General features: G+C 61.1%; 26 protein-coding genes, 1 tRNA gene and 2 pseudogenes. 5 read left to right on the top strand and 24 right to left on the bottom strand.

The annotated features are described in order from the left end of the window. Positions 1-139: 139 nt before the first annotated feature. The gene (locus tag AC5RU7_RS15540) at positions 140-694 is read right to left on the bottom strand and encodes an RES domain-containing protein (RefSeq protein ID WP_494052983.1); all 555 of its coding nucleotides are present in this window, start codon (positions 692-694) and stop codon (positions 140-142) included. Beyond that, entirely contained in the window at positions 695-1,216 is a 522-nt protein-coding gene (locus tag AC5RU7_RS15535; protein ID WP_494052982.1) for a hypothetical protein, read from the bottom strand. A gap of 227 nt (positions 1,217-1,443) precedes the next feature. Here AC5RU7_RS15535 and AC5RU7_RS15530 point away from each other — a divergent pair, with 227 nt between their 5' ends. Next, entirely contained in the window at positions 1,444-2,136 is a 693-nt protein-coding gene (locus AC5RU7_RS15530; protein ID WP_494052981.1) for a DUF4386 domain-containing protein, read from the top strand. 363 nt (positions 2,137-2,499) lie between these two features. Here the strand turns inward: AC5RU7_RS15530 and AC5RU7_RS15525 are convergent, their stop codons facing one another. The 10 genes and pseudogenes from AC5RU7_RS15525 to AC5RU7_RS15480 all read right to left on the bottom strand — a co-directional run bounded on the left by AC5RU7_RS15525 (position 2,500) and on the right by AC5RU7_RS15480 (position 12,102). After that, positions 2,500-2,784: a hypothetical protein gene (locus AC5RU7_RS15525; RefSeq protein WP_494052980.1), complete on the bottom strand. Its 285-nt coding sequence runs from the start codon at positions 2,782-2,784 to the stop codon at positions 2,500-2,502. Between the two features lie 78 nt (positions 2,785-2,862). Next, positions 2,863-3,387 (bottom strand): hypothetical protein, encoded by a 525-nt coding sequence (locus AC5RU7_RS15520; RefSeq protein WP_494052979.1) that lies wholly within the window; start codon positions 3,385-3,387, stop codon positions 2,863-2,865. A 40-nt stretch (positions 3,388-3,427) separates the two neighbouring features. Continuing rightward, positions 3,428-3,853 (bottom strand): hypothetical protein, encoded by a 426-nt coding sequence (locus tag AC5RU7_RS15515; protein ID WP_494052978.1) that lies wholly within the window; start codon positions 3,851-3,853, stop codon positions 3,428-3,430. Between the two features lie 28 nt (positions 3,854-3,881). Continuing rightward, positions 3,882-3,989, bottom strand: a pseudogene (locus AC5RU7_RS15510) (PspA/IM30 family protein); the annotation flags it as partial. A gap of 307 nt (positions 3,990-4,296) precedes the next feature. Continuing rightward, positions 4,297-6,549, bottom strand: coding sequence for a glycoside hydrolase family 31 protein (locus tag AC5RU7_RS15505; RefSeq protein WP_494052977.1), 2,253 nt, complete (start codon positions 6,547-6,549; stop codon positions 4,297-4,299). Then, complete coding sequence (locus AC5RU7_RS15500; RefSeq protein WP_494052976.1) at positions 6,546-7,721, bottom strand: glycoside hydrolase family 15 protein; 1,176 nt, start codon at positions 7,719-7,721, stop codon at positions 6,546-6,548. The genes AC5RU7_RS15505 and AC5RU7_RS15500 overlap by 4 nt, the downstream gene beginning before the upstream one ends. Positions 7,722-7,805: 84 nt before the next feature. Continuing rightward, positions 7,806-9,056 (bottom strand): ABC transporter substrate-binding protein, encoded by a 1,251-nt coding sequence (locus AC5RU7_RS15495; RefSeq protein ID WP_494052975.1) that lies wholly within the window; start codon positions 9,054-9,056, stop codon positions 7,806-7,808. A gap of 70 nt (positions 9,057-9,126) precedes the next feature. Then, entirely contained in the window at positions 9,127-9,939 is an 813-nt protein-coding gene (locus AC5RU7_RS15490) for a carbohydrate ABC transporter permease (RefSeq protein ID WP_494052974.1), read from the bottom strand. Continuing rightward, entirely contained in the window at positions 9,932-10,720 is a 789-nt protein-coding gene (locus tag AC5RU7_RS15485; RefSeq protein WP_494052973.1) for a carbohydrate ABC transporter permease, read from the bottom strand. Before AC5RU7_RS15485 ends, AC5RU7_RS15490 begins: the two co-directional genes overlap by 8 nt. Before the next feature lie 167 nt (positions 10,721-10,887). After that, positions 10,888-12,102 carry an ROK family protein gene (locus tag AC5RU7_RS15480; RefSeq protein WP_494052972.1) on the bottom strand — a complete coding sequence of 405 codons (1,215 nt, stop codon included), beginning with the start codon at positions 12,100-12,102 and terminating at the stop codon, positions 10,888-10,890. 185 nt (positions 12,103-12,287) lie between these two features. On the opposite strand from AC5RU7_RS15480, the gene AC5RU7_RS15475 reads away from it, so the two are divergent. Then, on the top strand, positions 12,288-13,223 hold the full coding sequence (locus AC5RU7_RS15475; RefSeq protein ID WP_494052971.1) for an endonuclease/exonuclease/phosphatase family protein: 936 nt from the start codon (positions 12,288-12,290) through the stop codon (positions 13,221-13,223). Between the two features lie 154 nt (positions 13,224-13,377). Here the strand turns inward: AC5RU7_RS15475 and AC5RU7_RS15470 are convergent, their stop codons facing one another. Next, positions 13,378-13,668, bottom strand: coding sequence for a hypothetical protein (locus tag AC5RU7_RS15470; protein WP_494052970.1), 291 nt, complete (start codon positions 13,666-13,668; stop codon positions 13,378-13,380). A 71-nt stretch (positions 13,669-13,739) separates the two neighbouring features. Continuing rightward, the gene (locus AC5RU7_RS15465; RefSeq protein WP_494052969.1) at positions 13,740-14,237 is read right to left on the bottom strand and encodes a helix-turn-helix domain-containing protein; all 498 of its coding nucleotides are present in this window, start codon (positions 14,235-14,237) and stop codon (positions 13,740-13,742) included. A gap of 517 nt (positions 14,238-14,754) precedes the next feature. Here AC5RU7_RS15465 and AC5RU7_RS15460 point away from each other — a divergent pair. Both AC5RU7_RS15460 and AC5RU7_RS15455 read left to right on the top strand, forming a co-directional pair. Continuing rightward, positions 14,755-14,922 carry a hypothetical protein gene (locus tag AC5RU7_RS15460; protein WP_494052968.1) on the top strand — a complete coding sequence of 56 codons (168 nt, stop codon included), beginning with the start codon at positions 14,755-14,757 and terminating at the stop codon, positions 14,920-14,922. 86 nt (positions 14,923-15,008) lie between these two features. Next, entirely contained in the window at positions 15,009-15,578 is a 570-nt protein-coding gene (locus tag AC5RU7_RS15455; RefSeq protein ID WP_494052967.1) for a helicase associated domain-containing protein, read from the top strand. 41 nt (positions 15,579-15,619) lie between these two features. On the opposite strand, the gene AC5RU7_RS15450 is transcribed toward AC5RU7_RS15455, so the two are convergent. From AC5RU7_RS15450 to AC5RU7_RS15405, 10 genes and pseudogenes are all read right to left on the bottom strand, one after another. Next, positions 15,620-15,937 carry a histone-like nucleoid-structuring protein Lsr2 gene (locus AC5RU7_RS15450; protein ID WP_494052966.1) on the bottom strand — a complete coding sequence of 106 codons (318 nt, stop codon included), beginning with the start codon at positions 15,935-15,937 and terminating at the stop codon, positions 15,620-15,622. Between the two features lie 70 nt (positions 15,938-16,007). After that, entirely contained in the window at positions 16,008-17,102 is a 1,095-nt protein-coding gene (locus tag AC5RU7_RS15445; RefSeq protein WP_494052965.1) for a DUF4365 domain-containing protein, read from the bottom strand. Positions 17,103-17,184: 82 nt separating this feature from the next. After that, positions 17,185-20,229, bottom strand: a complete 3,045-nt coding sequence (locus AC5RU7_RS15440) for a type I restriction endonuclease subunit R (protein ID WP_494052964.1) — start codon at positions 20,227-20,229, stop codon at positions 17,185-17,187. Positions 20,230-20,233: 4 nt separating this feature from the next. Then, positions 20,234-21,409 carry a restriction endonuclease subunit S gene (locus tag AC5RU7_RS15435; protein WP_494052963.1) on the bottom strand — a complete coding sequence of 392 codons (1,176 nt, stop codon included), beginning with the start codon at positions 21,407-21,409 and terminating at the stop codon, positions 20,234-20,236. After that, complete coding sequence (locus tag AC5RU7_RS15430; RefSeq protein ID WP_494053011.1) at positions 21,406-22,875, bottom strand: type I restriction-modification system subunit M; 1,470 nt, start codon at positions 22,873-22,875, stop codon at positions 21,406-21,408. The genes AC5RU7_RS15435 and AC5RU7_RS15430 overlap by 4 nt, the downstream gene beginning before the upstream one ends. A gap of 393 nt (positions 22,876-23,268) precedes the next feature. Continuing rightward, positions 23,269-23,505, bottom strand: a pseudogene (locus AC5RU7_RS15425) (HNH endonuclease family protein); the annotation flags it as partial. Positions 23,506-23,520: 15 nt separating this feature from the next. After that, entirely contained in the window at positions 23,521-23,982 is a 462-nt protein-coding gene (locus tag AC5RU7_RS15420; protein ID WP_494052962.1) for a hypothetical protein, read from the bottom strand. Positions 23,983-24,161: 179 nt separating this feature from the next. Further along, on the bottom strand, positions 24,162-24,434 hold the full coding sequence (locus tag AC5RU7_RS15415) for a hypothetical protein (RefSeq protein WP_494052961.1): 273 nt from the start codon (positions 24,432-24,434) through the stop codon (positions 24,162-24,164). A 138-nt stretch (positions 24,435-24,572) separates the two neighbouring features. Next, the gene (locus tag AC5RU7_RS15410; RefSeq protein ID WP_494052960.1) at positions 24,573-25,703 is read right to left on the bottom strand and encodes a tyrosine-type recombinase/integrase; all 1,131 of its coding nucleotides are present in this window, start codon (positions 25,701-25,703) and stop codon (positions 24,573-24,575) included. Positions 25,704-25,790: 87 nt separating this feature from the next. Then, positions 25,791-25,872, bottom strand: a tRNA-Leu gene (locus tag AC5RU7_RS15405). A gap of 202 nt (positions 25,873-26,074) precedes the next feature. Between AC5RU7_RS15405 and AC5RU7_RS15400 the strand changes: the two genes are divergently transcribed. Next, complete coding sequence (locus tag AC5RU7_RS15400; protein ID WP_009358190.1) at positions 26,075-26,680, top strand: ANTAR domain-containing response regulator; 606 nt, start codon at positions 26,075-26,077, stop codon at positions 26,678-26,680. The last annotated feature ends 61 nt before the right edge of the window (positions 26,681-26,741 follow it).

Genomic DNA, 26,741 nt, shown 5'->3' with positions numbered 1-26,741 from the left:
CGGCGCCCCCTGCCGCCGCCCTGAGCCCCCTGCCGGCTCGCGTAGCCCTAATAAAATCTTGGCGAGGGCTATCGGGACGACGTGGGGCTCCAGTCGCCAACTGTGTCTGGCATCCCCTGTTCTTCGGCCCAATCAGGGCCTAGCTGATGACTCGCCTGATAAGTGCAGCTGCATCCTGGACGGCATCGTGGGCCATGGTCAGTGGCTCAGGATCGCCGGCTACCGTCAGCCCGGTGATGTCCCACAGTCCGAAGCTGGCCCAGCGGGGTTCGTAGAAGGACCACCAGGAGAGGCCGGCGTAGTCTCCGGTTTCGTACATGGACCGTGCCCACTGTTGGGTGGAGGCACGGTCCCGGGAGACAACGTTGCTGGGGCGCAGCGACCATTCTTGCAGCGCCTCCGGGTCGTCCAGGTCCAGGATTGGCGGATCCCCCTCGTACTTCACCAGCGCCTTCCGGGTGCCGTATGGTGTCCCCGGCGGCGGGGCCAGGATGTCGGAGGTCCACACCGGGTACCGGCCGAACGCTTCCGCCGCCGCGCCTTCAGCCGAGTCACCCACGTAGAGCACTGTGTATTCCCGGTCCGGGTCGTCCACCCTGCCGGCTCCCTGCCGCGGCCAGATGTAGAGCGGGTGGCCGTTCTCCGCCGGGTTTGAGGCGTCGGGGTGCCAGTTGAGTACGCGCCAGAACTCCACCTAGGCGAATGCTCCCTGTTCGAAGGCCCGGATCGCCTCGATCACCGGGGCGGCGCCTTCGAGCCGGTACACGTCGATGGGGCGGGCTCCCAGATGCGCGTCCTGGCCTTCGAGCCACAGCCTGGCCTGGGCCGGGGTGAACGCACTGTGCAGGTGGCCCACCAGGGCATCCAGGTCCGCGAGCTGTGCACGGTTTTCTTCGTTCGGTGCATCCTGCCCGGAGACCCACCGGCCGGGCCTGTCCTTGTTGACGCCGAGCAGGGCCGCCACGGCGTTGTTGCCGAGCGCGTTGACCAGGCGCTGCGTGATGGCCCGCGGGCCGTAGTCGGGGGCGTCTTTCAGGCCGGCCAGGTTGACTGTGACCGTCTTGGCCGGCGCCTTGCCGCGGCGGGCGGTACGGCGGGGCGTAACTTTGAACCCCTTCGGGAGAAGGATGACACCGTTCCGCATTTTGACCGTGGTCTCCCGGCCGTCGCCCTTCAGGATCACGGTCTGCTCTACGGCCTTCCGCTGCTTTTCCATAACCCAACACTATCTGTTGGGCGAGTCGCGCGGAAGGCTCGGCTTAGGCCACCACCTTGGTGATCATCGAAGTTCTGCCTGACAGGCCGCCGGCGTGTGAGGGAATGCGGTCCATCCATCCAATACTGCGCATGCAATCCACAGAACCCGCCCGAGAGTCCACGCTAAAGCTTCCGGGGGGCTAGGCTGTGGCCAAATGCAAGAACCATCCCACGAAACGAGTCGCTTTGGATTCAGTCAGGAAGACCGCGCTGATCGCGGGAGTGTTCTACCTCGTCACCTTCGCCAGTTCCATCCCCGCAGTGTTCCTTCTGGGGCCTGTATTGAACGATCCGAACTACGTCGTCAGCGCCGGCAATGACACCAGTGTGGTCTGGGGTTGCCTGCTTGACCTGATCAATGCCTTCGCCTGCGTGGGCACGGCGGTGGTCCTGTTCCCTGTAGTTAAGCGGGAGAACGAGAGCCTGGCCCTCGGCTTTGTCACCGCACGCTTGTTCGAGGCTGCAGTCATCGCCATCGGCGTCGTCAGCCTGCTGGCGGTGGTGACACTGAGGCAGACAGGAGCCGCCGGAGCAGACCCAGGGTCGCTGGTCAGCGCCGGCCAGGCACTTGTGGCCGTCCGGGACTGGACGTTCCTTTTGGGACCCGGGACTATCCCGGCCCTCAACGCGCTGCTGCTGGGCTACCTTTTGTTCCGGTCGAGGCTTGTACCGCGCATCATCCCCATCCTGGGACTGATCGGAGCCCCGCTGCTGCTCATGTCAGCCATCACGACCATGTTCGGCATCAACAGCCAGGTTTCCGTCCTGTCCGCGGTTGCGACCCTGCCCATCTTCCTTTGGGAACTGTCCCTGGGGCTGTACCTGACGTTCAAGGGCTTCAAACCCTCACCCGTCCTTGCCGGAACTGCCGCAGGCTAAGTAACTCTGGCCTGACCGCTGCCCCGTCGCTCTGCGCATAGGAGGATCGGCTCTCACGATCCAGTACTGGGGTTTTCGTAACGGTTGAGTGCCCCAGTTAGCGGGGTCTTAGCCTCGTCCGGCCGCTCTGCGCCTCCTATCACAATGCCAGGAGGCGAAACAGGCTGGACGCGCTTCCTGTTTTGAGCTTCCGCGGGTGATGCTACCGAAACTGCCGCGAGAACCAACAGAGCCGATGCTATTGCCTTGCGCATGACGTCCTCCAAAAGATATGGATTTGGATTTCCTGGCGAGACCTGGCATCAAAAATAGGCCCTACGACGGGAATTTGCTAGGGCAAAACCTCTAACTCCCGCCAATCTCCTATCCAGGCAGTCTGAAGAAGCTCTTCGGGTCGTCGGCTCCCAGCAGGTCGTGATGGAAGACGATCGCGTCCACCGGCCGGGTGTCGACGAACAGGACGGCGACCGTTCGGGAATGGACCACGGTGTAGCGGGTGAGGTCTTCCACCCAGGAGTGGATCCCGGTGTACTCCTCGACGAACAACCCGTCACCGAGCAGGCCCCGCTCCTCGAGCAGGTCGTAGACAACATTCCAGGCCAGATCCATCAGTTCGTGGATAGCCGCCTCAACAGTTGGAGCCGTCATGCCTCCATGGTGCTCCCGGGCACTGACAGTCTCGTGGAGCCGGCGGGCGTGTCCTCGTAGGTGGGGAGCCGGCGCGCGCTACCCAGCGAGATAGCCGCCAGCTATGAGAATTTCGTTCGCCATTACCCACTGGGCGATGGCGCAGGCAAGGATCATCGCCGTTCCGAAGATATACGCCCCGACCCGCGACCCCTTCCTCATATGATGCGCATCAGGCTTTCTTGAGCCATGCCACAAACCGAAAAGGAGTACCAAGCCGGCAAGCATCGCGACCTGCATCGGAATCCCTGTACCACGGCGGTTAAATTTCCCGTCATACGGCATTCGCGTGTTCCACGGAACGTTGGTGAACACGAAAACGGCGATCCCGACGCAAGCCACGAAGGCGATCACGCAAAGAACACCCAAGAATTTGCAGGCCTTCTTCCCCAGGAGCAGGTCCTCCTCGGTGAGCTTGCCCGGCAGATCGGCCTTCCCCTCGGTGGAACCCCAGCTTTCCTTCACCACGGCGCCGCTCCAATCTTTTCTGCTATGAATTGCACCCCCGACGATAGCTCCAGCGGGAGCACCGTCCTGGATGCCGACGACCGCGAAGGTGCTCACTGTGAGTATCACGACGGTGGCAGGGATCAGGTCACCTAGGTCATGCGTAGGCCCAGCCGCCGGCAATGAGAATCTCCTCGGCCATGATCCACTGACCAATAACGCACAAGGTAACGAATGCTACCGCCAGAATGTAAATCCGGACGCGCCCGGCCTTGGTCCTGGGATTCTTCTCAAGGCGCCCGACCGCCCTCCACATGCCAAGAATTGGCACGAGGATCGGCATCATGGCAATCTGCATTGGAATCCCGCTACCACTGCGGTTGTACTTTCCGTCGTACGGCATTCGAGTGTCCCAGGGAACTCTCATAAAGACGAACATGGCGATACCGATACAGGCCAGCAATGCAATCAGGCAGATAAGACTCAGATTCCTTGCATCCTTCTTGCTGAACCGGAGTTGCTCCGCAGTGAAGTCTTCATCGTCGGAACCACCGACAACATCAGGCGACGTTCCACCGCTCACGACGGGCTTCCCCCAGTTCCTTGGTTGATCAAGAGCCGAGGGCCTTCCGGTCGATGGACTTGAGCGCGGCGAGCCGGGCTTCCACTTCGGTCTGTTCTCCGAGGTCTTCCAGGGACGCGAACTGGGCGTCCAGTGTTCGGTAAGTTCACGGTTAGGAGCTTGGAATGGACAAAATTCCAACGCTAGTCCTCGTTATTGGGGCGGGCGTCGCTTGGGTGGGCATGGCGGTATTCGTTATCCTCCGGCTTCCGAGGCGAAGGAGTGGGTCGTCACTGTGGGGCTCAGCTGCAGCTCCCCCTGGCCCGGTGGCCTACCGCCACTTCAGGCCAAGGCGCCGCGGCCGCGTACTCACCGGCAAAACTCCTGCGCGACGTCACAGACTGCGGCTCAGGCAAGGCCGTGGTTAAAGATGACCGGGGTGTGGCTCGTATGCGTCCGAAGACTTACGCCGTTGGCCCGAAGATCTCTTTCATCTCGTCCCAGGCTTCCGCCCGCACGAACGCCGGAACCCGGTTCATCGGTGCTGGTACTTCCACGGCCTGCTGGCCACCGTATGCCTCCCCTGTCCAGGCATCAACCCAGTCCCCGCCGGGGAGGTAGGCCGTCCACGTGCGCACGTTCTCCTCGGTGACCGGGGCGACCAGGAGGTTTTCCCCGAGCATCCATTGCAGCGGGTGCTTCCACACCTCTTCATCTTCACCGTGGTCGAAGTACAGGGGACGCATGAGAGGCGCCCCTGTGGCGATGGTCCTGCGGGATTGCTCTGACAGGTAGGGAATGAGGCGTTCGCGTAGTTCGACCAGTTCACGGAATACGGGCACGACGGTGTCGTCACTGCTTCGTTCCTGGATGTTCCACGGCGTGCGGTCCCTGGAGGGTTTCCGGTGATGGTTGAACTCGGAGTGGTACTGCATGATGGGCACGAACACCGCAGCCGCTGCCGACCGAAGGTACAGCTCTGAGGTGGGGACGTCGCCGGAGAATCCCGCGAGGTCCCAGCCCCAGTACAGGATGCCGCAGGCCGATGCTGATAGTCCGGCGTGCAGGGACCAGCGGAACGCGTCCCAGGTGGAGTTTTCATCTCCTGCCCAGAAGGCACCGTGTGCCTGGGATCCGGTGAATCCTGCCCGGCTGAAGGTGACGGGGGCTTTGCCCGCGGACTCAAGAAGATCACCATAGGCTTTGGCGTATGCGACCGGGAACAGGTTGTTTCCTTCGTCTCCGCGCCTTCCATTGAGGTAGCGCAGGTCCTCGCCCCAGGCGTGTTCGCCGCCGTCGGTTTTGAATCCGTCGATGCCAAGCTCCTCGACCAGGTAGCGTCGCTTTTCGGTCCACCAGCGGGCGGCTTCCGGGTCAGTCAGGTCCGGCATGAGCCCCAGGGGGAACCACCATCCCCTGTTGCGGTAGGGCCGCAGGCTGCCGTCCGGGGCCTCCTCCTGGATGACCCGTCCTTCCCGCACCGCAGCTTCTGCGTCGTGCCGTGCTTGCCCTTGCGGGTGGGGGCGCATTTTGATGAGCGGTATCTGCCACAAGACAACCCGGATGTCGCGGTCGTGCAGGTCCTCGACCATAGCCTTGGGGTCGGGCCAGGCGCCCGTCTCGGGGAACGTGAAGTCACTAAGCCGGTGCGGCGAGCCATCGGAGTTTGGTGTGTATTCGGCGTCGCGGAAGGCAGTGAAGGTGGCTTCGTCGCTCCACGCTTCAATGACAACCGTGCCGACAGGGATTCCGGTTTCGTGGTGCTTCTCCATCTGCCGCATAACTTCTGCCTGGGTGTTCCATTCGTTGCCGCTGGCCCAGAGTTTAAAGACCCAGGACGGCAGCTCCTTGGGCCGGCCGGCGACGGAGAGGAAGGACCGAAGCACCTCCGTGGGTGTTCCTTCGAAGAAGCTCAAGCTCAGGAGGGCGTCTTCGCGGACGGGTTCAGGGCCGACTTCGGCTTCAACAAGGAGTAGGTTTTCGTCGGAGGCGCCGATGTCGTACCAAGTGCGGCGGGAGGTGTCGAGGTGGAATCCCCAGCCGTCCCCGCCGACTACGTGGGCGAAGGGCATCGGCAGGTAGGTTTTCCGGTTTGCGCCCTGGTTTTTGTACTGTTCGAAGACCACGGCGTCCAATACGCTGCCCCGGTGGTCGAGGGCGTCGAAGCGTTCGCCGAATCCGGTGACCCGTTCGGTAGGCGCCAGGGGCAGCGCGAAGCGAACCCGCAGGGGCCGGACACCATCGTGCAGGACCTCCACGCTGTCGCCGATCACGCGGTTCTTTCCCGTCACGGCGACGGCGTCCCTGGCCGGTGACCAGGTGGCGGCGGTGTAGCTGAACCAGCGGGTCTTTTCGGTTTCACCGGCCGCAGTCAGCGCGGTGAAGCGGTATCGGTAGTTCCGTCCTTCCCGGGCCTGATCAAGGGTTAGCTGCCAGCCGCTGGCCGCGCGGGCGATCTTGGCCTGGGCGGAGGCCAGATGGCCTCCGTCGATGACCTGTCCGCGGGACGCGGCTGGTACGCGGGCCAGGGCATGGGAGGTCTCCGTGACACTGCCTTCGGGCCCCGTGACCTGGAGTTCGCAGGTCACTTCAGTCAGTTCCGGGGACGTGCGTACGCCCAGCGTGACGGGTTCGCCGGCGACGGGATGGGCCGGGCTGCGCTGGTCGGTGTCAGCGGCATAGGGATGTCCCGAGCCGAATGGCTTGTGCCGGATCATTGAGCACTCTCTTTCGCTGGTGACGGGTCAGTGCTGCAGGGGATGCCAAGTGCCCCCGCGAGGCGGATAAACATGGCATGGCTCCACAGGAGCGGAGTGGCGGAGAGGCCCCAGCGCTCATTCCATGGTTGAAGGTGCGCCGGGTCAAGAAGGTGGTGTTGGACCTGTTCCGGGAGCTCGTCGTTGGGGCCGGCTGTGGCGGCCGCCCATTCCAGGAGTTCATGGGCCCTGGCTGGGTCGCCGGCAGCGAGATGCGCCAGGCCAAGGAAGCAGCTGAGCAAGGGCCATTGCCCGCCCCCGTAGTAGGTGTCTCCCCGGTAGCGGTGGACGCCGTTGTTGACACTGAGTTCGGCTTCGACCGCCGCGATGGTCGCCTTTCCGGTGGAAGTGGCCGGATCCACGAAGCCCATCGGGGCTATGAGTGCCAGCAGGCTGGCGTCCACGGCCTCCGTTCCCAGCCATTTGGTCAGGTGCTTGTTTTTGATGCCCTCGTTTTCGACGCGCTGGCGGATTTGGCTCGAGGTGGCGACGGCCAGAAACGAGTGTTTCTTCTCGAGCTGGCCCGTCCTGGCGATGCTGTCCAGTCCGGCGGCGATGCAGCCGAGCGTGCTGACGTGGGTATGCTCGGAAAACTCTTCCCACCAGTCGTAGCAGGGGCGCCCCCAGGAGCTGGCAAGGTAGTCAACGGTGAGGGCAGCGGCCTCCCTCCAGTTGTCCAGGGGTCGGCCGTGGCGGGCGTGGTGCACAGCAAGGGCCCAAAGCCAGGTGCCGTATCCGTCGAGCTGGAAGTCCCACCAGTCATCGGCGCCGTCCGCCCCGTCGAAGGTGAAGCGGGTGGGCAACATCTTCTCGTTGGCCGGGGCCCGGCCGGCCCGGGTTTCGTCGATCGCGTGCCGGATCATGACAGAGCGGGAGGTCAGCACGGCGGAGCACCAGTCGAAGAACCGTTCGGCGGATTCGATTTCCCCCGCAGCGGACATGGCATCAGCGATGTATGAGCCGTCGCGGAACCAGCAGTAGCCGGCATACGCGGAGAAGCCCGGTGCGGCGGGATACGCGCCGGTGGGTGCCTGCTGCTCAAGGATGAGCGAGACGCTGCTCTGAATGATTCTCCGGATCTCAGCAGCAGCTTTGTCCGTTGTCTTTGAGGGTAATCCTGCTTCGACGGTCATTGGGTTCTCTTTCACGAGGTGAGCGGGGACCGGAAGGGCGCGGCGGAGGTACACCGACACGCCCTTCCGGTTGAGAAATGACTCCTACTTCAGCAGGGCGTTTACCTTCTCCTCGGCGATCTTCAGGGCGTCCGCGGCGCTGGATCGCTTCGCTTCGACTTCGCCGAGCGCATTGGTGATGATGTCGACCATTTCCTGCTGGTTGTCGCCGATGACGGGCGGAAGCACGATGTCCTCCAGGGCTTCAAAGACGGCCTCCCGGTTTGCCGGCTTATCCTGGGCAAGGTACTCGTTAAGAACGGACTCATCCGAGGTCGGAGGAAGCTCCCAGGAGGAGCTGATCCGGGTCTGGGCCGCAACATCGGAACTCGTCATGAATTCGGCCCACTTCTGGGCTGCGTCCTTGTTCTTGGAATTGGCAGAAACGGCGATGGCGTTGGAGAACGTGGCACTTGCCTTCTGGGTGTCTCCCGGCTCGACAACGATGTCCCAGTTGGCAGGAGCTTCGGTCAGTCCGCTTGCCACCCAGATGCCGCTGTGAAGCATGCCGAGCTTGCCGTCCTTGAAGAGCTTCGTGTCGAAGTCCGGAGTGCCGGCCCCGTCCGCGGGGGTCGGCATGGTTGTCCCGCTCTTACCTGCCAGCCATTCCGCAGCCCTGATTCCTTCGGGCGAGTTGAACGCTACGGATTTGCCATCCTCATTCAGGAACTTGCCCCCTGTCTGTTCCAGGGCCTTGTAGAACTCGTAGAAGGACACGTTCTGGAAGTTTCCGAAGACCCCGGGGGTGATGTTCGTGATCTTCTTTGCGGCCGCTTCCTCATCGGCCCAGGTCCACTCTGCTGTAGGGTAGGCGACCCCTGCTGCGTCGAAGAGGTCCTTGTTGTAGTAGAGGACGACGTTGGAGAACGAACTGGGCAGAGCGTACTGCTTTCCGTCCGATGCGTATGACTCCAGCAGCGACTGCCTGTACGCGGATCCGTCCACCCCCTCGAGTTCGGCGATCGCCCCGCTGTTCACGTAGGAGCGCAGGTTCGAGTACTCAATGTCGAAGGTGTCCGCCTCCGTTCCGGCGGCCAGGTCAGTCTGGAGCGCAGTGGCGTAGTCCTTGTACGGAAGGGTCGTCACTTCCACGGTGATGTTGGGGTTTGCCTGATGGAAAGCCTCGACAATGGTGTCCAGATCCTCTTCATGGCCGCCGTTGGCGATGAAGTTCGAGTACTTGATGGTCACCTTCTCAGTGCCATTCGGAGTGGACTGGGCGGCCGGAGTGCAGGCGGCGACCGTCAGGACCAGGGCGGCAGCTGCACTTAGCGCAGCCAATGGTTTCGTGTTCATTGAGTCGCTCCATTCATAGTGGTGGTTTATGGTTCTGGTTCATGGGTTGGGAAGTGAGAAACGCCCCGGCCTATTTGAGGCCGGCTCCTGCCACCCCCTGGATGATGTATTTCTGGGTGAAGATGTACAGGGCGAGCATGGGCAGGATGCTGATGACGGATCCCGCCATGACGATGTCCCATTGGGTTGTGTACTGGCCCTGCAGTCCCGCCAGGGCCACCGGCAGTGTCTTGACCTCGGGGCTGCGCAGGATGATCAGAGGCCAGAGGAAGCTGTTCCAGCTGTTCAGGAACGCAAAGACTGTCAAGGTGGCCAGGGCCGGCCGTACCAAAGGCAGGATGATGAGCCCAAAGATCCTGAAGTGGCCCGCGCCGTCCAGGGTCGCGGCCTGATCCAGCTCCGGCGGGACGGAGTTCATCGCCTGGCGCAGGAGAAAGACCCCGAAAGCACTGGCAACGCCCGGCAGCAGCACGCCGAGATAGCTGTCGATAAGGCCCAGGTTTTTCATCTGGACAAACAGTGGGACAACAAGAACCTGGAGCGGGACCATCATGGTGGCCAGATACACGGCAAATACCGTGTTCCTTCCTTTGAAGGGCATCCGCGAAAAAACGTAGGCAGCCAGGGAGCTGGTCACGAGCTGGAACAACGTCGTGAGGAACGCCAGCATCAGGCTGTTGAGGACGATCTGGGCGAACGGCAGCCTGTTGAACAGCTCCTCGTAGGCTGACAATGAGGCATTCTCCGGAATCAGCTGCGGTGTGGCGGAAAGGCCGGCCCCGGGGCTGATGGAAGTTACAAAGGCCCACAGGAAAGGGAAGATCATCACCAGGGCGCCGGCCGCTACGATGATGTTCAGTGCGATCGAGGGGCGGTTACGCATAGTGGACCCATTTCTTCTGGCCGCGCACCTGAACCAGCGTGATGGCCAGGATGAAAAGGAACAGCAGCCATGACAGTGCCGACGCCTCGCCTGCCTTGCCGTACCTGAATGTGAGGTCGTAGATCTGCTGCACCACGACCTGGGACGAATTGTTGGGTCCCCCTCCCGTCATGGCGTAGACCTGGTCAAAGACCTGGAATCCGTTGATCAGTGACAGGACGATGACGAAGAAGGTTGAAGGGGAAAGCATCGGCAGCGTGATGCTGAACAGCCGCCGCCACCGTCCGGCACCGTCGACGGTCGCAGCCTCATGCAGGTCTTCCGGGACGGCTTGCAGCCCGGCAAGCAGAATCACCATGACGAAGCCGATGTCTTTCCAGGCGGAGGCAAGGATGATCGAGGGCATGGACCATGACGGGTCGGTCCACCACCCGGGTCCCGCTATGCCCATCAGCCCGAGCAGCCAGTTCACGATGCCGGTGCCCGGGTTCAGCAGCCACCGCCAGACGAGGGCAACGACAATCCAACTGGTCACCACAGGGAGAAAGTAGAGGCCCCTCAGCACGCTGCGGCCTCTGATCCGTGCATTGAGGGCCAGTGCCAGAACGAGGCCACCGACGTACACCAGGGGCAGGTACCCGCCTATGTAGTAGAGCGTGTGCCAGAAGGCCCCTTGCGTGCCGGGATCGGCGGCGAGCTTGGCGTAGTTATCCAGTCCCACCCACTTCATCTGGCCGATAAGGTTCCACTGATGCAGGCTGATCCAGAGCGCGGAGAACATGGGGGCGATGGTGAAGAAAAGGAGCGGCAGAGCGCTCGGAAGAAGAAACGCTGCTACGGTCAGTGCATACTTCAGCCGGGAGGCGCGGGAAGCCCGGCGTTTTCCCGGAGGCCGCTTCGTGGCGCCGCCGGAACCGGCACTGCCGGTCCTGGAATCTTGAAGGACAGTCACGCGCCCACAGCCTCAGGCGTGGCCCCGGTCAGTCTGGCGCGGACCCGGCGGCCCTGCTCGCCCGAGCTCTCGTCGGCGTAGAAGGGAGCTGACGCAACCAGTGCAGCCGCTCCGCGGGACCACGCCTCGTCCTCCCAGGACTCCACAATCACGGGAACGCTCCGGCGGTCAGCGGTCAGGGCGGTTCGAAGGGAGCGTTCGAATCCCGGGGCCCAATAGCTCCAGGCCTTGGTTCCTTCGCCGCTGACGATCACGATCTCCGGATCCAGAACCTGAACCAGTCCGGCAACGACCCGCCCGAAGCGCTCCCCTGCCCCGTGGAAAATGTTCCGGGCCAGAGGGTCGCCGGCATCGGCCCGCTCCTGCAGGTCGGCCATGGCTGCCGTTGACGAAATGACCCCGGAGCGGCGGGCCTGGGCAACAAGAGCATCCTCACCAATCAGCGCTTCAATGCACCCGTGGTTACCGCAGGTGCACAAAGGACCATCACTGTCAGCGGTGATATGCCCGATTTCGCCGGCACCCCCGCGGCCGCCCCGCACAACCACACCGCCTGTAACGAATCCGGCGCCGACGCCTTCCCCTATCGTTACGACAAGGAAATCTGAGTGCTCGCGCCCCGGGCCGTAGAGCCGTTCGGCGATCGTGAGGGCGTTGACGTTGTTTTCAACGAGGACTGGGACGCCGATTTCCCGACTGAGCAGTACGCCCAGCGGCACCTGCCGCCAGCCGAGCAGGCTGGAATCAACGACACCGCTGCCCTGGGCATCCACCGAGCCTGGAACACCGACGCCTATCCCAAGCAAGGGAATTCCGTTACTCGGATCAAGGAAGGACCGCACCAGTGCGACCAGGTCTGAAAGAAACATGACCGCGGACGGATCAAATGCCCGGTTCTCGGAGCGCACCACTTGCCCGCTGAGCTCCGTTTCCACAAATGCGATGTGGTCTTTCGCGACTTTCATGCCGACCACACGGCCGGAGGCGGTGGTCAGGCCAAGCATCCGGGCCGGCCGGCCTCCGCTGGAGGGCGACATCGCCAGTTCCTTGATGAGGCCGTCGGCGATGAGATCTTTGATGAGCTGGGTCATAAGCGCTGGTGAGATATTCAGGGCCCGCGCCAGGTCAGCTCGGGACGCGCTGCCGGAAGCACCTAGATGGGCCAGGACCGCAGATCGGCTAAAGTCGGCATTACCGTGGAACCGCGCCATTGCTTTGCTCCTTTATTTACAACTAAATAAACCCTAGAACTATGAGCTGCGTCACGTCAAGCGTTTTTGAACGAGGGCCAAGTCATGGGCCGCCTCTGGAACCGGCAGCAGATCCACTTGAGGCCTGGCACGACTTGCCGCTGGATTGACAAGGACCAGCGTGGCCAGCATGATTCGATGGAGCCATGACCACCATTCCGGCTGCTGTCACCCAGGACCTGGACAGGCTCTCCAAGGCCCTCAACGCGACTATCCCGGCCAGGACGGACACCAACCTGCTGGTCGCCACCTGGAACGTCCGGGCCTTCGGCGACATCACCGCCAAGTGGGCTGCCGGGCCACGGGACTCCCCCAAAAGAGATTGGCACGCGGTGGCGTGCATCGCCGAGGTCATCTCCCGCTTCGACGTCATCGCCCTGCAGGAGGCCCGGCGCAGCACCAGGGCGCTCCGGTTCCTGCTCGAGCGGCTGGGGCCGGCCTGGCGGGTCATCGCCTCCGACGTCACCGAAGGCTCCGCCGGCAACGGGGAACGGCTCGCCTTCCTGTACGACTCGGACCGGGTTCAGCCTTCCGGTCTGGTCGGGGAGATTGTCCTGCCGCCCATCGGGGACGATCCTGCCCGGCAGTTCGCCCGCACCCCGTACTTCGCCGGGTTCAGCCGGGACGGGACAGAGTTCACCCTCGCGTCGGTGCATGTGCTGTGGGGAAAGAATGCCGCCGAGCGGCTCCCCGAGGTCACCGCCTTCGCGCAATGGATGCGCACCTGGGCGGACCGGCGCAACGACTGGAACCACAACCTGATGGTCCTGGGCGACTTCAACCTGGACCGCATCGGGGACCCGCTCTACGAAGCGTTCGTCGCCACCGGACTGTGGCCGCCGACAGAACTGAACACCGTGCCGCGCACCATCTTCGACGACGACGGTGCCAACCACTTCTACGACCAGATCGCCTGGTTCTCCGAACCCGACGGCACCCCGCTTTTGGACGGAATCACCTACAACCAGCAGGCCGGGTCCTTCGACTTCATCCCGCACGTGATGACAGGGCTGACCAGGAACGAAATCTCCTGGCGGATCTCCGACCACTACCCGCTCTGGGCCGAATTCCGGCTCTCCTAGTTCAGGGGGCACTGGCCCGGTCATCGCCGATGGCAGGGTGGGTCCCGTGGCGACAACGAGGCGGGGTGCGGCGGAGGCACTACCGGAATGGAGGACAGGCCGACGGCGCGGCAAGCAGCGCCAACAGGAAGCGGAACCAGGCGCCTGAGGCCCCTTACGGGTGCTGGCCCACCGGTGTCATCGCGTCGAAGCGGTCCGGCGCCTCCAGGTAGGTGAGGGAGAAAATCTCCCCGGTCCGCTTGTCCACGAACGTGCTGCCGCGCCCGACCGGATCGCAGCTGTAGTCCTGATCGATGACGAGCCTGCTTCCGCCATCGATCAGGAGCCAGGCGGCATCGTCCTCATAGCCGTACCCGGCGACCGTGTACGCGCCGCAGTTCCCGACCTCCCAGGTGGGCCCTACAGTCTCGTAGGCGATTGCTCTGGCTTGTTCAAAGGAGATCATTCTTCCCAGCCCTTCGGTTCCTGGCCGTCCTCGTCCTTGAGCTCACGGTCCTCCATAGCTAATTGCAGCCATCAGTAGCCGGCCGCCAGTCCTTCAGCGAGATCAATGACGGCGCGGGCGGAGCCTCCGGCTCCCAGCCATTCCTTTGCCGAGGCCGGTTCGCCGTGCAGGACCAGGTCCGGTTGCGGTGTCAGGAAGAATCCGGCCACCGACTGCGGATGGAGATCCTCCGGAAGGGTCTTGAGGATCTCCTTCAGGGCCGGGATCACCTTGCTGCCCTTCTCGGTAAACTGCCATGTCGGGAACAGAAGTTTGCCATTGACCAGATAGGAGTACAGCTTCCTGTCTGACCTGTAGTGACGGACCGTGGAGGCGGACAGTCCCAGAAGCTCCGCAACCTTGGAGGCCGTATAAGCCGAGGAGTCCATGAGCATCTTGGCGGCGGCGTTCGAGGCCGAAATTCGGGCGAGGTCCTGGGGTGTGGCGGAGATTCCTCCATGCCGGTCCCAGAACGCCTGCTCACGGGTTCCAAAGCTGGCTCCCGTATCTTTGCGGGTCACTTCATTCATGACTGGGACCGTCCAGTTAGGAAAGGAGGGGTAGGCGTTCTTGAACCATTCCTGGATGATGACCCGGCGCGCTTCTTCAAGCCGATGGCGGGGCGCTTGGTGCGCATGATGACTCCTGCCTTCTTCCCATAGCCTATGCCTACTGGGAATCGCGTGAAGAGTTGGCGCCCACTTGGCCTGCTCCTATGGTGGACTTGGTCCAATCCCGCGGCCCAATGTCACCGGCAGAAAACGGCTGCGAGGGAAGTCAGGGGTGCCGGCCCACCTGTGTCATCGCGTCGAAGCGGTCCGGCGCTTCCAGGTAGGTGAGGAAGAAGACCTCGCCGCACTGGTATTGAAGGTATCAAGGGAAGCCCGCCGAGCTGGCCATGACCGGACAGATCAACAGATGCCAGACAGATCGCAGCCTTGCTGGTCCAGACATTGAAGGTTCCTGCGTCCGAGCACTCAATACACCCTGCCGCAGGAGTACTGAGGGCTCGCGTAGGCTCGAGAGACAACTACTTGGGGGTAATTCGTGAATCTAGCTCCAAGCTTCGGCATTCTCGCCGTGCTGTACTTCATCGTCATGGCCGCGCTGACCGTCCTAGCGATCTACGTCCTGATCTTGGTCATCACCTTCCTGCGGCTGCGCATCGCCGAGCTGCGCCGCGCGGCGCCTCCAGCAGGAGGCACACGGCGCTAATGAGGCCAGCTTGGCAGCCGGCACCGTGTGCCGAGTGGGTGGAGATGTACCGGCGGGGCCTTCCGGCGTCTAGGATCGCCGAACTAGTGGACGCTCCAGCAAGCACTATCCGCTATCATCTGCTGGCCGCAAAAAAGGCAGACCCTGGCCTCCTAGCCGAGCACCAGGCAGCGCTGGCCGCCCCAGCCAAGCGGACACCCAAGCCGGGCCTGCGAAACCTTGCCGACGTCATCGCCTTCCACCAGGACGAAGGCAGGCTGCCCAGCACCGGCGGGAAGACGCCTCGGGAACGGGCGCTCGGGGTGTGGCTGCACAGGCGTCGGCAGGAGTCAGCGGCCGGCACCCTCTCCGCCACTTATCGGGACGCTCTGGCCGTCATCCCCGGCTGGGACAGTCCTTCCACGCGCACGGAAGAGGACGATGCACGGTGGCAGCAGCGGCAGGAGGAGCTACAGGAACTCCGGGCCGCCGGCGGCGACTGGCCAAGGCACGCCAAGACCGACGATCAGCACGAACGGACTCTAGGGATCTGGCTGCACGTGCAGCGCATCGATTACCGCGCCGGAAGGCTTGACCCGGCCAAGGAGAAAAAGCTGAACGAGCTCCTGCCCGGCTGGCGGGAAGGCCGTGGCCACCGTAGGGGCCGGAGACTCTGAACAATCAATTACAGATGCTGCCCATAAAGCTCGTAGGCCAGTTAGCTCAAGCTGGCCAGGTAGCCCTGTACGACGTCGTCCTTGATGCGTCCGCGGGCGTTAACCTCGATGCCGTTCTCTGCTGCCCAGGCAGGGACAGCCTTTGTGTCGAAAGCAGGTGGGAAGCGACGGACCGCGGAGGCCTGCTTAGTCACGCTCGTCTTGCGGCCAGCGTCAACAAAGCGGGTGCGCAACTCTTCGGCATTCTGTCCACCAAGGTCAATTTCGTACTCGCTACCGTCAAGGGCGAAACGAAGGGTCTCGGTCGCCTCGGATCCGTCGAGGTCATCAATCAGTTCAATCACGGTGCGTGTAGCCATTAGGTAAATCTAACCCATCAGTAACCTTGCAATGTGCTGCAAGTCCGGTACAGGGATCCGGCTTCAAGGATCACGTACCTGATCTTTCAGCCACGCCCATCTCGCCGCTCTCGTGGTTCGCCGGAGCCAGTTCCATGAGTACGGTTCGGTAGTTGGCAAGCTCAGCGATTAGCTCCAGAACCTCGTCCTGAGCCCCAAGCATGGAAGTGGAAGTGGCATACACGTGCCTATACATGGGCGCCGGCCAAGGACTATTTTGCGTGGCGTTTGTTAGCCGCTTTCTTTCGATTGCTAGCTCTTGGACGCTTGGTGCATCCGGGCTGCCATACGCAGGCTCTTCAACTTTCTTATAGTTATCGTCGTTGGCAGCCAGGAATTCCGTGAGTTGTCGTTCATACGACTTGCGGATCTCTTCACGCCCGTCCTCAACATGAGCCAAGAGTTCCTCGCTGAAATTCTGAGGGTCTCCACCCCGATCAACAAGAGGAGCCGCGAGCCTTCCTAATTCCATGAGCCTATTGGCAGCAGTAGTGTCAGCATCATTGGGAAGTCGATGGTCCATTGCCCAGGCATAACATAGCTCTGCTATTAGGGCCTTGAAGCGCTCGTCGAAATCGAAATCTAGCCGCCAAGAGTCAACCTTCGCCTTCAGCATCAATCCAGGGTACTTGGTCCACAGCTGCAGGAGGTGCGGAAAAGCGGCTTCATTTAGATCCAAGGTGATGTTTTTGCTGAAGCTTTTTGAAGCTTTCAGTGTTTCGTCAGACTCCGCTTCCTTGAGTTTATCGACGAAGTGCCATGGGGCGGCGTATCGCGCTTGCTCTCCATACAGACAAATTAGAAAGGTCGGCACGCCCGTGCGTGAACCAGTTACCCACGAACGGAGGGTGGGGATTTTGATGCTTGGGTCATTCTCGCTCGTACTGTGTTTAACCTGCAGATGAGCGGTGCGCCCGGACATTGCCCATGACGCATTCTGATTCTTGGCAATAATTGCTCGCTCGGGCAACTGAATGTGCAGGTCGAGGCCGTAATCTGAACCCGTTAAGGAGTTGACGCTACACCCCATTTCAACAAATTTAAGGGCGATCTTCAGCTCTCCAACATCGCCTATGTAATCGGTCGGTAGTCGTTTGACATCAGTTGCAACCTTCCGGGTCGACATACAGTTGGTACCTCTCAGTTGTTGCTTGGGGGAGCCTGCGAACGTAGAAATTCGCCCCCAAAATCATCGGCACGAAGTTGAATCAATAGTTTTCGGAGACATAGGCATAAGCACGGTCGAAGAGCTCCCCGGACGCAGGAAGCCCGTACCTGACAAGTACTTTGCGAATGGCGATGCGGACAGCTTTATCGCCTTCCTTGGTGTTATTCCACCCGTCCCATCGGACTTCCTTCACGATCGCATCGATGTCGGCAACGACTTTCCCGACGATCACCGGCACACCCTCGGGCTTGTACTCCTCGAAGATCTGAGTGAGAGCACCGACATTGACGTCAGGGAGAAGGTCGAGGCCTTCGACTCCTGACTCGTCCTCCGCCTTCTCAGCCGCGGCCAGATCACGCGCCAAATCGAGTAAGTCGCGCAGGAAATCAACCGAGTCGTGGGCCTTGGCCAACTGCCGCTCCCGCAGCCTTTCAAGTCGTTCTGAGAGAGTCTTGTAGATGCGGTGGCTGCCGTTGTCCCCGGCTAGGCGCTTGCGAAGCCTGGACGCGATATTGTCTACCACTTCCGCGGCGGTCGTAACCTGGGATTCGCCCGTCCCAGCCCCAGGGTCAATAACGCCAGCTTCGATGAGCCGCTTGATGGTGCCTTCGTCGGCGATAACAACGTCCACCCCGGTATCGCTCACAGTGACTTCACCGATGTGGCCGTGGACAAGCTCCAAGGTTTTTGCCCCAAGGCGGTGCCAGAGCAGGTCACGCGTGTCGTCGACCGGGGCTACGGAGGCGTACACCTTGGAGAGCCACCTATAGTCGTCCCGGTGGGCCTCCAGCCGCAGATCCGGATAGGCAGCCTCCCAGATACCCTGCAGCATCCCGTACTGCGCTGCAAAGCGCTCCATTGCCTTATCGTCCGGTAGACGGTCATGCGCGGCTTGAAGGGCTTCGAAGCCACTGGCGGTCCTGTCGATTCCGGCGATTCTGTCCAGGACGTTGGCGATCTCGATCTCGAACTGCTCCAGAAGTGAACCGGTTTCGATCTCTTTGCGAGCATGCTCGGGGTTGGCTGGGGCCATGGCTCGGGCGAACCCGTCCCCCAGGCCGACGTAATCGACGATAAGACCGTAGCGCTTTTCCTGCCCGGTCACGAGGTTCTTCCAGTTCCGGTTCGTCCGGGTGATCGTTTGATACAGCGTGTGCAGCTTCATGGGCTTGTCCAGGTACATGACACCTTCGATAGGAGCGTCGAACCCAGTGCCGAGCTTGGAAGTAACGATGAGGAACTTCAATTGGTCCCCGAGCTGCCGGAACCGGTTCAGCAGAGCTTCTTCCTTATCGTCGCTCAACCGATACTGCTGCCAGTCCGAATCGTCCTTCGGCTGGACGGACATGACAACGGCGGCCTCGTCGACGACTCCCTCGGAATTTGCTCCGATCTGGCCGCGTTCCTGCAGCTGCCGGGTCAGTTCCTGGTGGTAAGCAACGCAGAGGCCGCGGTCATAGACGACTACTTGGGCCTTCATGCCCAGAGGGTCGATCGTGGAGTAGAAGTGGGAAATGATGTCGGCGCAGACTTTTTGGACCCGTTCCGGATTGGCGAAAAAGGTGCGGGTGTCGGTGGCCTTAGCGGCGACGTATTCCTGCTCCTCTTCGGTGAGCCCTTCCTCGGCGGCGAGCTCATCGAAGGCCTTGTCCAAGTCGACTTTACGAATATGGAAATCCACAAGACGTGGTGAGACATGCATGGGTACCGTTGTGCCGTCGGCGATAGACCGGTCCGAGTCGTAGGTGTTCATCGAATGGTTCGGGTCATCGGGGTCGCCGAACAATTCGTAGGTGTTGCGGTCAGAGTCGGCGATGGGTGTACCCGTGAACCCGAAGAAGCGGGCGTTGGGAAAGGCCGCACGAAGGAATTTGCCCAGCTGGCCTTCTTGGGTGCGGTGCGCCTCGTCCACGAGGACGATGATGTTGTCCCTCGAGTTCAGAACGCCGGCGTTCTTGAACTTGTGCACGGTCGTGAAAATGATGCCACGCCGATCTTCGGCAAGGATGCGGCGAAGCTCCGCTGCGGTTTCCGGCGCCTCCAGGGCGGGCATGCTGGCGCGAAGGAACTGCCGGTACATCTGGGTGACCAACTGGATCCGGTCGGCGATCATGATGATGGACGGGTTCCTCAGCTTCGGCTCGTTGACCAGCTTCACGGCCGTGAACAACATTGCCAGAGTCTTGCCGGAGCCCTGCGTGTGGTGGATCAGCCCCTGGCGTTTGGTGCCATGCAGGGCCCGGGCGTGAATAGCCCGGACGGCCTCTACCTGCGGATACCGTGGCACGATCTTGTATAGCCGGGGTGCGCCGGAGTGGCGGCCTTTCAGCTCGAACGCGGTGAAGTCGGCGATCACCGACAGAACGGTGGCAGGGTTCAGCAACAGTTCGACACTGCGTTTTACCCGGAGCCAGCCGGCAGGGAGGAAGTCCTCTCCAGTGTTGCCCCAGACGCCCCACGATTCGACGTCCTGGCCAACGGCTCCGTAATGGAAGTCTTTGCCGTCGGTGGCCACAGAAAGCGCATTGGGCACAAAAAATTCGGGCCAGCCCGGTTCATAAAAGGCGTGAATGTCGTGGGCGGCTTTTAGCCAACTGACGCGGGCGTCCAAGCGCGTCTTCGTTTCGATGACCACAACGGGAATGCCGTTGACCCACAGCACCAAGTCGAACCGACATGAGTGCCCTGGCGTCCCGAACGTGACCTCATCGGAGACGACGAGGATGTTGTTGGCGGGGTTGGCGAAGTCGATCAGCTGGACCGGGTCGAAACCGTCCCGGCCTTGGAAGCGGTTTGTCTTCTGGCCGCGCAGCCACTCCAGGAAGTGCTGATTACTAGGGACCAGCCCGTCTTCTCGAGCCGATAGCATCAGACTCCGCAGTGGGGTTAGTAGCTCGGCGGCGCGTTCAGGCGAACCGGCCATAGCAGGGTTCAGGCGCGCAAGGGCCGTCTCGAGGTCGCCCTCAAGCAGCACGTCCTCAGTGTGCCTGTCCAGTTGGTAGCCCGAAATGTGCTTCCAACCAGCAGCAACCAGTAAGTCCAGAATCGGCTGCTGCACCGAGTTTGCCTCATTGAACCCCGCCATGAACTTACGCCCCCATTAGTTCGTCATACGTCTCTGGAATTCTATGTGAACCAGATAGAAGCGCTGAAAGCAGTTGCGAGCGAAGGGTGCGAAGCGCTTGTTCGTGAGATTTGGCGGAGTCGATTGCCTCAAGGAAGGAGTCCAGAAGCACCGCCCAATGGGATTGCACATCAAGGGGAGGAATCTGAAACCGCTGCCCCATGATCAGGCTTTTTGAGAGGTTGGCCTGCGCCGCCCCCATAGCCTGTTTTTTTAGTTCTTTTTCAAAGCCCCGGAGCAGATGGAAGAGAAATCTCCCGCTGACTATTGATTCGTCAGCCACAAGCGCAAGCACTGCTTGGTTCATTGCCATTGGCGTGGCCAGCATGCCCACTTGCGCAGCCGTGGCACCATACATAGCCACTACGACGGCTCCAGCAGGCGCCAGCCAAGCTGATGAAGCTTTTAGCCCTCTTGCGGAAATGCACTCCTCCGTGTCCCTGAGGCGGTGGTGGGCCACCTCGCCTGACTTCAACCACGGTATCTCCCCGCCGAAGTTTGAGGCATCTGTTCGTGAGGGGGTGCCGCCCGCCTTGGCGACCGCTACGACCTCGGCAATCGATCTGACTGCGCCGTCAAGACTTATAAGGGATTTCGTCACCGAACTATATGCGTTCGACATCGACTGAACCGAGAGCGTGGCGGCATCGATTGAGTCATCGAGTGTCTGGATAAGGCCAATAATCCGGCGCTGCTCAGCAATTGAGGGCAACAGAATCGAAAGCGAAAGGAAATCGTCAGGACTGATGCGCTCCCTGCGTCCCCCGAGGCCTTTGGACAGCAAGGACATTTCTTCCCACAACGATGGTTGTTGCGTGATGAGCTTCATGTACGCTGGCTCGATATTATTCAGGCACGCAAAGGTTGGAAACTCCGGAGAAACGTGCACGGGCTCTGGTGTCGGGGGCACGACGGTTATGGCTCCCTCAAATGCCTTGAGTTTGCTGTATATGACCGTCCCTTCTCTCACCCGATTCAACTGCTTATACTTCGTAGTGTCGGTGGTTACCGCATCTCGAGTAAGAACGCCCCTGCCACGATTAAGTACCCCGATAATGGGGTATTCCTCGTGCGGCTCTACAGCTACGGGTCTGAGCTCTAACCGTAAAACATTCCTAAGCGGCAAAAGGGTGAAACTCAATGTGCCCCTCCTAATAACCCAGCCGCTTTGAGTCGTTCAATCAGAATTGCTTCATTTGCAGCGAGCTGCTCCCGGGCTTCTTGGTATGCGATAAGAGCTTCCTCAACGTCAACTTCGCCGCGGGTCTCCGACTTGACGTACCTGCCCACGTTGAGGTCGAAGCCGTTTTCTTCGATGTCGTCCATGCCTACAAGTTTCACGTTCAGGCCGCAGTCGCCATCCGCGTCCGTGCCCCGTTTGTAGGCAGCGTCAACGACAGTGATGTCGTCCTCGGACATCGTGTTCTGGTTCTTGCCGCTGACGAACCGCTTAGAAGCGTCGATGAAGAGGACTTTGTTCTCACGCTCAGCAGGTTTTCGCTTGCGGAAGATCAGGAGGCAGACCGGAATGGACGTGGAGTAGAACAAGTTATTGGGTAGGCCAATGACAGCTTCCAGCAAGTCCTTGCGGATCAGGCATTCGCGGATTGCGCCCTCTTTACCGCTCCGGAACAGGACCCCGAGTGGCATGACGACACCGACCCGACCGGTGTCGTCATTCATTGTCGCGATCATGTGCTGGATCCAGGCGAAGTCACCGTTCTTGGCCGGTGGAACGCCGCAGATTACACGACCGTATGGGTCACTGGCCCAGCCTTCAGCACCCCAGTTCTGGAGAGAGAATGGCGGGTTGGCGATCACGACGTCGAACTTCTGCAACGCGTCGCCATCCAGGAGTTTCGGTTCGCGGAACGTGTCGCCGCGAACAACCTTGAACTCCTTGAGTCCGTGCAGGTACAGGTTCATCTTCGCAATGGCGCTGGTGGTCAGGTTGATCTCTTGACCATGCAGGCGCAGGGTGCGGGGATCGCCACCGTGCTCCTTCACCGCGGTGACAGTCTCGACGAGCATGCCACCCGATCCGCAGGCCGGGTCCGCGATTGTGTCCCCGGGCTGCGGATCCAGAATCTTCACGAGGAGATGGACCACGTGGCGTGGCGTGAAGAATTCGCCTGCCTTCTTGCCGGATGCTTCGGCGAACTCCCGGAGTAAGTATTCGTACGCGGAGCCGAGCATGTCACCGTTGACACTGTCCGGATCCAGCCGCACGGAGTGGAAGGTATTCAGTAGTGCAGCCAAGGCCGACTGTGGCAGGCGGTCCTGATTGGCCCACTGCACATCACCGAAAACCCCCGCCAGCGCGTCCGGGTTAGCCTGCTGGATACGCTGAAGGGCGTTGTCCAGTTTCACGCCTGTCTGGTGGGTGGTTTCGATGACGTCCGTCCAGTGGCAGCCATCTGGAATAACGAAGGTGTGGTAGTCGGCCTCGATCTCGTCCGTCAAGGCGTCACCGAAGTCCTCGACAGCTTGTGTATGTTCATGATCCCAGCTGTCACTGATCCATTTGAAGAACATCACCGGGAAGACATAGGCCTTGTAGTCCCCGGGATCCACCGGTCCTCGCAGGGCGTTTGCAGCCGACCACAACGTGCTCTCTAGCTGCTTCTGAGTGAGTTGACCTGGATCCGAGATCGAAAGTGTCAAGATAGTCCGTTCATATAGCGCAAAACCCGGCGACTGGCACCGACCAGAAAACCCTACCCAACATCTTCAAATACTCTGCGCACGGGTGACGCCCGGCAGTGTGCTAGCTCTCGGACCCCCCCGAACCTCTGCATCTTAACAATTGTTAAGGTCAGGAAAATGTTGTCCCGGAATTGTTAATTTTCTGCCGTTCTGGACAACAGGACAAACACAGCGACCCTTCCCGCCGCGGCCTGCAGTAGGGCAGGTACGCTGCGAAGGAAACGATGAAGGCCATCACGGCGATGAGGACCATTGGATTCCCCAAGCCAAGCGGATCGTCCTGCAGGGTGAAAACTATCTGCAGCCCTTGAGGATACTGATGATCGCGTCACGCTCAGCCTGGGTGACCCAGAGGCTGTATTTGGCCTTTACGGCAGTTTGGCGGGCGACGTACTCGCACCGGAAAGCTTTGTTCGGTGGAAGCCACGTTGCTGCATCTTTGTCACCTTTGGCACCGTTGGTGGGGCCGTCGGCGGCCACGAGATTCAGCGGGTCGTTGGCGAGTTCCTTGCGCTGGTCGCCATTGAGCTGCTGTGCGCCCTTCTGTCAGGCATCGCTGAGAGCGACGATGTGGTCGATCTGAACATCGGAGCTGGTGTCCTGGCCGCGCATGAAGGTAATCGTGGCGCCGGTGTACTTATCGGCCAGGGTTCCTGTCATGACCACACAGTTGTTCGTGCCTTGCTTGAACATCTCGTTCGTCATATCGCGGGCGAGGATGTCGTTGCGGGTGTCGCAGCCGTTGCGGTCCGTGTCCGCCCAGGCCGGTCCAAACTCATCCCGGGTATAGCCAGTCTTCGGCGCTCGACCCTTCACCGGAATGCTCTCCAGTTGTACAAGGGCCTTGGCAGCGTCACCCGCAGGGATCGGCGCCTCGGCGGCGACGTCTGGAGCAGCCTCTATGATCTCGAAAGCGTTGGCTGCGGGGTCACAACCTGCTAATGACCCAGCCAGCATCATTGCGGTTACAGCGGTCAGGACTTTGGCGGGAGAACAGGTGGTCTTCATGGTCCTTCTGGTTATAGGGCGTTGTTCCACGCTAGCTTCGGCCACCATCTGCCGCAGGTAACCGAGTCCGTGGTGCCTGCCACACGTCCGCGCCATTATTACTCGGCGGAAGTCCCTTCGGGTGCCACTGGTTGCCTCAACTGTTCAAGCCATGGCTCTCACGGAAATGTCACGCTTACTCAACCCGCCGCAGCCAGTCTGGCTTTGGACCGAGTGCCGATGAGCCTTTCCTTCGTCACGGGGCCACTTCCGGAAAAGGTGGAACCACTGCTGGCGGGAAGGATCTCACTCAGCTTCGCGATTTCCAGGATGTGCTCGGAAGTGAAAATGATCTTTCCCTTTCCCCAACATGCGTGGGGGAAGCGTCCGCTGGTGGCGCCGTCGCGCAGCCATGACTCTGTGCAGCGCATCAGCGCGGCAGCTTCTGCGGGTTCAAAGAATTCGATTTCCACGGGATCTCCAAAAGGAAGGCGTTACTTTCCACTTTCATGGCCTCCCGGGGACCAGTGGACATGACCCGAAGCGCTAATCCAGGCAAACGCCCACAGGGGCCGGACATCACTAAGCCACCAGGCTGGGAACCATCGTCATCACCGTAGGAAAGCCGTAATCGAGCGTTCCGTAGCGTCAGCGCCAGCCTGAAGCGCCTCCGGCATCAAGTGCCCGTACACCTGCTCTGTAGTCCGTGTAGAGGCGTGCCCGAGCCGGCGCGAGATGGTGAACAAGGGCACCCCGTCCTGGATCAGCCAGGACGCGTGGGTGTGGCGGAGGTCGTGGATGCGGGGGTTCTTGGTCAGGCCAATTGCCTGGGCGGTGCGAACGGCAGGCACCCAGTAGTGGTGCCAGTACAGTTTGTGGATAATTCGGTCGCCCTTGGGGGTCGTGAACACGAGTTCCTTTCCTGACTTGCTTGCCACCAACGGAATCAACAGCTCCACCAGGGCGGGGTTCAGCCCTATGGTCCGCTTACCGGCACCTGTCTTCGTCGCCCCAATGTAGAACTGGTTCTGGCCGTCCCGTTTCCAGGCCTTGTTGATCCGGGCCGCGGGCGGTTTGGAGAGCAGGTCGACGTCGGCCACGGTCAAGGCAGTGGCCTCCCCAAAGCGGGTACCTGTCATGACCAGGAAGTTGGTGAAAGCCTTGTACCGCTCCCCCATCCCCTCCATGATGAGGCTGAACTCGGCGTGCGTCAGGAACATTGCCTCGTCCTCGGCCTTTTCAATTCTTGGAAGCTGCACGCCGCGGCAGGGATTGCGGGAAATGTACCCGAGCATCTCCGCGGTGTTCATAGCAGCCGAGATCAGGCCGTGCACGTTGTGGATGGTTTTCGGCGCCTTGCCCCTGGCCATCATCGACTTCACCCAGTGGGCGATCAAACGGTAATCGAGTTTGTCCACGGGTACGTGACCGATGATGTTCCGGATATGCAAGTCCAGCATGGTCTGGTAGGTCTTGGTGGTTCCGCTGGATGGGCGGATCAGCAAGTCGATGTGTTCCTGAATGACCTCAGCCACGGTCGGTGTGCGCTTCTCGTTGGACAGGATGGCATGCTGCGCAATCTCGAACGACTGGCCGTTGGCGTCCAGCAGACGCTTGAGCGTCTCTGCTTCAGTGAGGCTGGCTACTGTGAGGCCCTGTGAAGCGCGGGTCTTCGGATCCCGCCAGCGCACCATGTAGGACTTGGAACCGTCCTTTTTGGTGCGAGTAGCGATGCTTGCCATACGAAAAACGGTACGCTCGTGTACACACTTTTGGTGGTTTTGTACACACCTGACCGCTCAACAGTCCTCTGACCTGCGGAAACACTGTGCCCGAGGTGGGACTCGAACCCACACACCTTTCGATACCGCATTTTGAGTGCGGCGCGTCTGCCAATTCCGCCACTCGGGCGCGGAATACGTTGAGCAACAAGGTACGCCCACAGCTGACTGTGAGCAACGCGATCGCTTCACGTACGCGGAATTACTCTACATGCAGATAGGCTGAATTCCAGAATCGCGCCGCCGACGCCGCGGATGACCATGCAAGCCAAGTACAGCCGCGGTGGCACCTAAGATAGTGATGTCCCGCCGTACCTTTTCAAGGAGATCCCGTGACTGAACAGACGGAGTCCAAGCCCACGTCCCAGCCGGCGCGCCGCGTCATTGTTGCGGAGGATGAGACCCTCATCCGCCTCGACATCATTGAGATCCTGCGGGGCGAAGGTTACGACGTCGTGGGCGAGGCGGACAACGGCGAGAAGGCCGTCCAGCTCGCTGAGGAACTCAAGCCGGACCTGGTCCTGATGGACGTCAAGATGCCTGTGATGGACGGCATCTCCGCAGCCGAGAAGATTGTGAAGGCCCGGATCGCCCCCGTGGTACTTCTGACCGCCTTCAGCCAAAAGGAACTCGTGGAGCGGGCCCGCGACGCCGGCGCCATGGCCTACGTGGTGAAGCCCTTCACCCCGGCCGACCTCATCCCGGCACTGGAGATTGCACTCTCCCGCCACGAGGAAATCAAGGCCCTCGAAAGCGAAGTTTCGGACCTGCAGGAGCAGTTCGCCACCCGCAAGCTCGTGGAGCGCGCCAAGAGCCTCCTCACCACCAAGATGGGCCTGACGGAGCCGGAGGCCTTCCGCTGGATCCAGAAGACCTCCATGGACCGCCGCCTGAGCATGCGCGAAGTGGCCGAGACCATCATCAACCAGGTCAACTAACACACCAGGGGTTAAGCCTGCCGGACCAACAAGGCAGGCTCAACCGCTAGACACAAAAAGG

This window comes from Arthrobacter sp. K410C (assembly GCF_059090105.1).
This window is presented reverse-complemented; position numbering and strand designations above follow the sequence as displayed.

What these genes read in the sequence shown, in the direction of transcription:
- AC5RU7_RS15420 (WP_494052962.1), bottom strand. Translation starts at nt 23,982, where the DNA reads ATGAAGACCACCTGTTCTCCCGCCAAAGTCCTGACCGCTGTAACCGCA.
- AC5RU7_RS15535 (WP_494052982.1), bottom strand. Translation starts at nt 1,216, where the DNA reads ATGGAAAAGCAGCGGAAGGCCGTAGAGCAGACCGTGATCCTGAAGGGC.
- AC5RU7_RS15410 (WP_494052960.1), bottom strand. Translation starts at nt 25,703, where the DNA reads ATGGCAAGCATCGCTACTCGCACCAAAAAGGACGGTTCCAAGTCCTAC.
- AC5RU7_RS15470 (WP_494052970.1), bottom strand. Translation starts at nt 13,668, where the DNA reads ATGATCTCCTTTGAACAAGCCAGAGCAATCGCCTACGAGACTGTAGGG.
- AC5RU7_RS15450 (WP_494052966.1), bottom strand. Translation starts at nt 15,937, where the DNA reads ATGGCTACACGCACCGTGATTGAACTGATTGATGACCTCGACGGATCC.
- AC5RU7_RS15490 (WP_494052974.1), bottom strand. Translation starts at nt 9,939, where the DNA reads ATGCGTAACCGCCCCTCGATCGCACTGAACATCATCGTAGCGGCCGGC.
- AC5RU7_RS15485 (WP_494052973.1), bottom strand. Translation starts at nt 10,720, where the DNA reads ATGTTCTCCGCGCTCTGGATCAGCCTGCATCAGTGGAACCTTATCGGC.
- AC5RU7_RS15500 (WP_494052976.1), bottom strand. Translation starts at nt 7,721, where the DNA reads ATGACCGTCGAAGCAGGATTACCCTCAAAGACAACGGACAAAGCTGCT.
- AC5RU7_RS15495 (WP_494052975.1), bottom strand. Translation starts at nt 9,056, where the DNA reads ATGAACACGAAACCATTGGCTGCGCTAAGTGCAGCTGCCGCCCTGGTC.
- AC5RU7_RS15440 (WP_494052964.1), bottom strand. Translation starts at nt 20,229, where the DNA reads ATGGCGGGGTTCAATGAGGCAAACTCGGTGCAGCAGCCGATTCTGGAC.
- AC5RU7_RS15445 (WP_494052965.1), bottom strand. Translation starts at nt 17,102, where the DNA reads ATGTCGACCCGGAAGGTTGCAACTGATGTCAAACGACTACCGACCGAT.
- AC5RU7_RS15525 (WP_494052980.1), bottom strand. Translation starts at nt 2,784, where the DNA reads ATGACGGCTCCAACTGTTGAGGCGGCTATCCACGAACTGATGGATCTG.
- AC5RU7_RS15475 (WP_494052971.1), top strand. Translation starts at nt 12,288, where the DNA reads ATGACCACCATTCCGGCTGCTGTCACCCAGGACCTGGACAGGCTCTCC.
- AC5RU7_RS15505 (WP_494052977.1), bottom strand. Translation starts at nt 6,549, where the DNA reads ATGATCCGGCACAAGCCATTCGGCTCGGGACATCCCTATGCCGCTGAC.
- AC5RU7_RS15465 (WP_494052969.1), bottom strand. Translation starts at nt 14,237, where the DNA reads ATGAATGAAGTGACCCGCAAAGATACGGGAGCCAGCTTTGGAACCCGT.
- AC5RU7_RS15480 (WP_494052972.1), bottom strand. Translation starts at nt 12,102, where the DNA reads ATGGCGCGGTTCCACGGTAATGCCGACTTTAGCCGATCTGCGGTCCTG.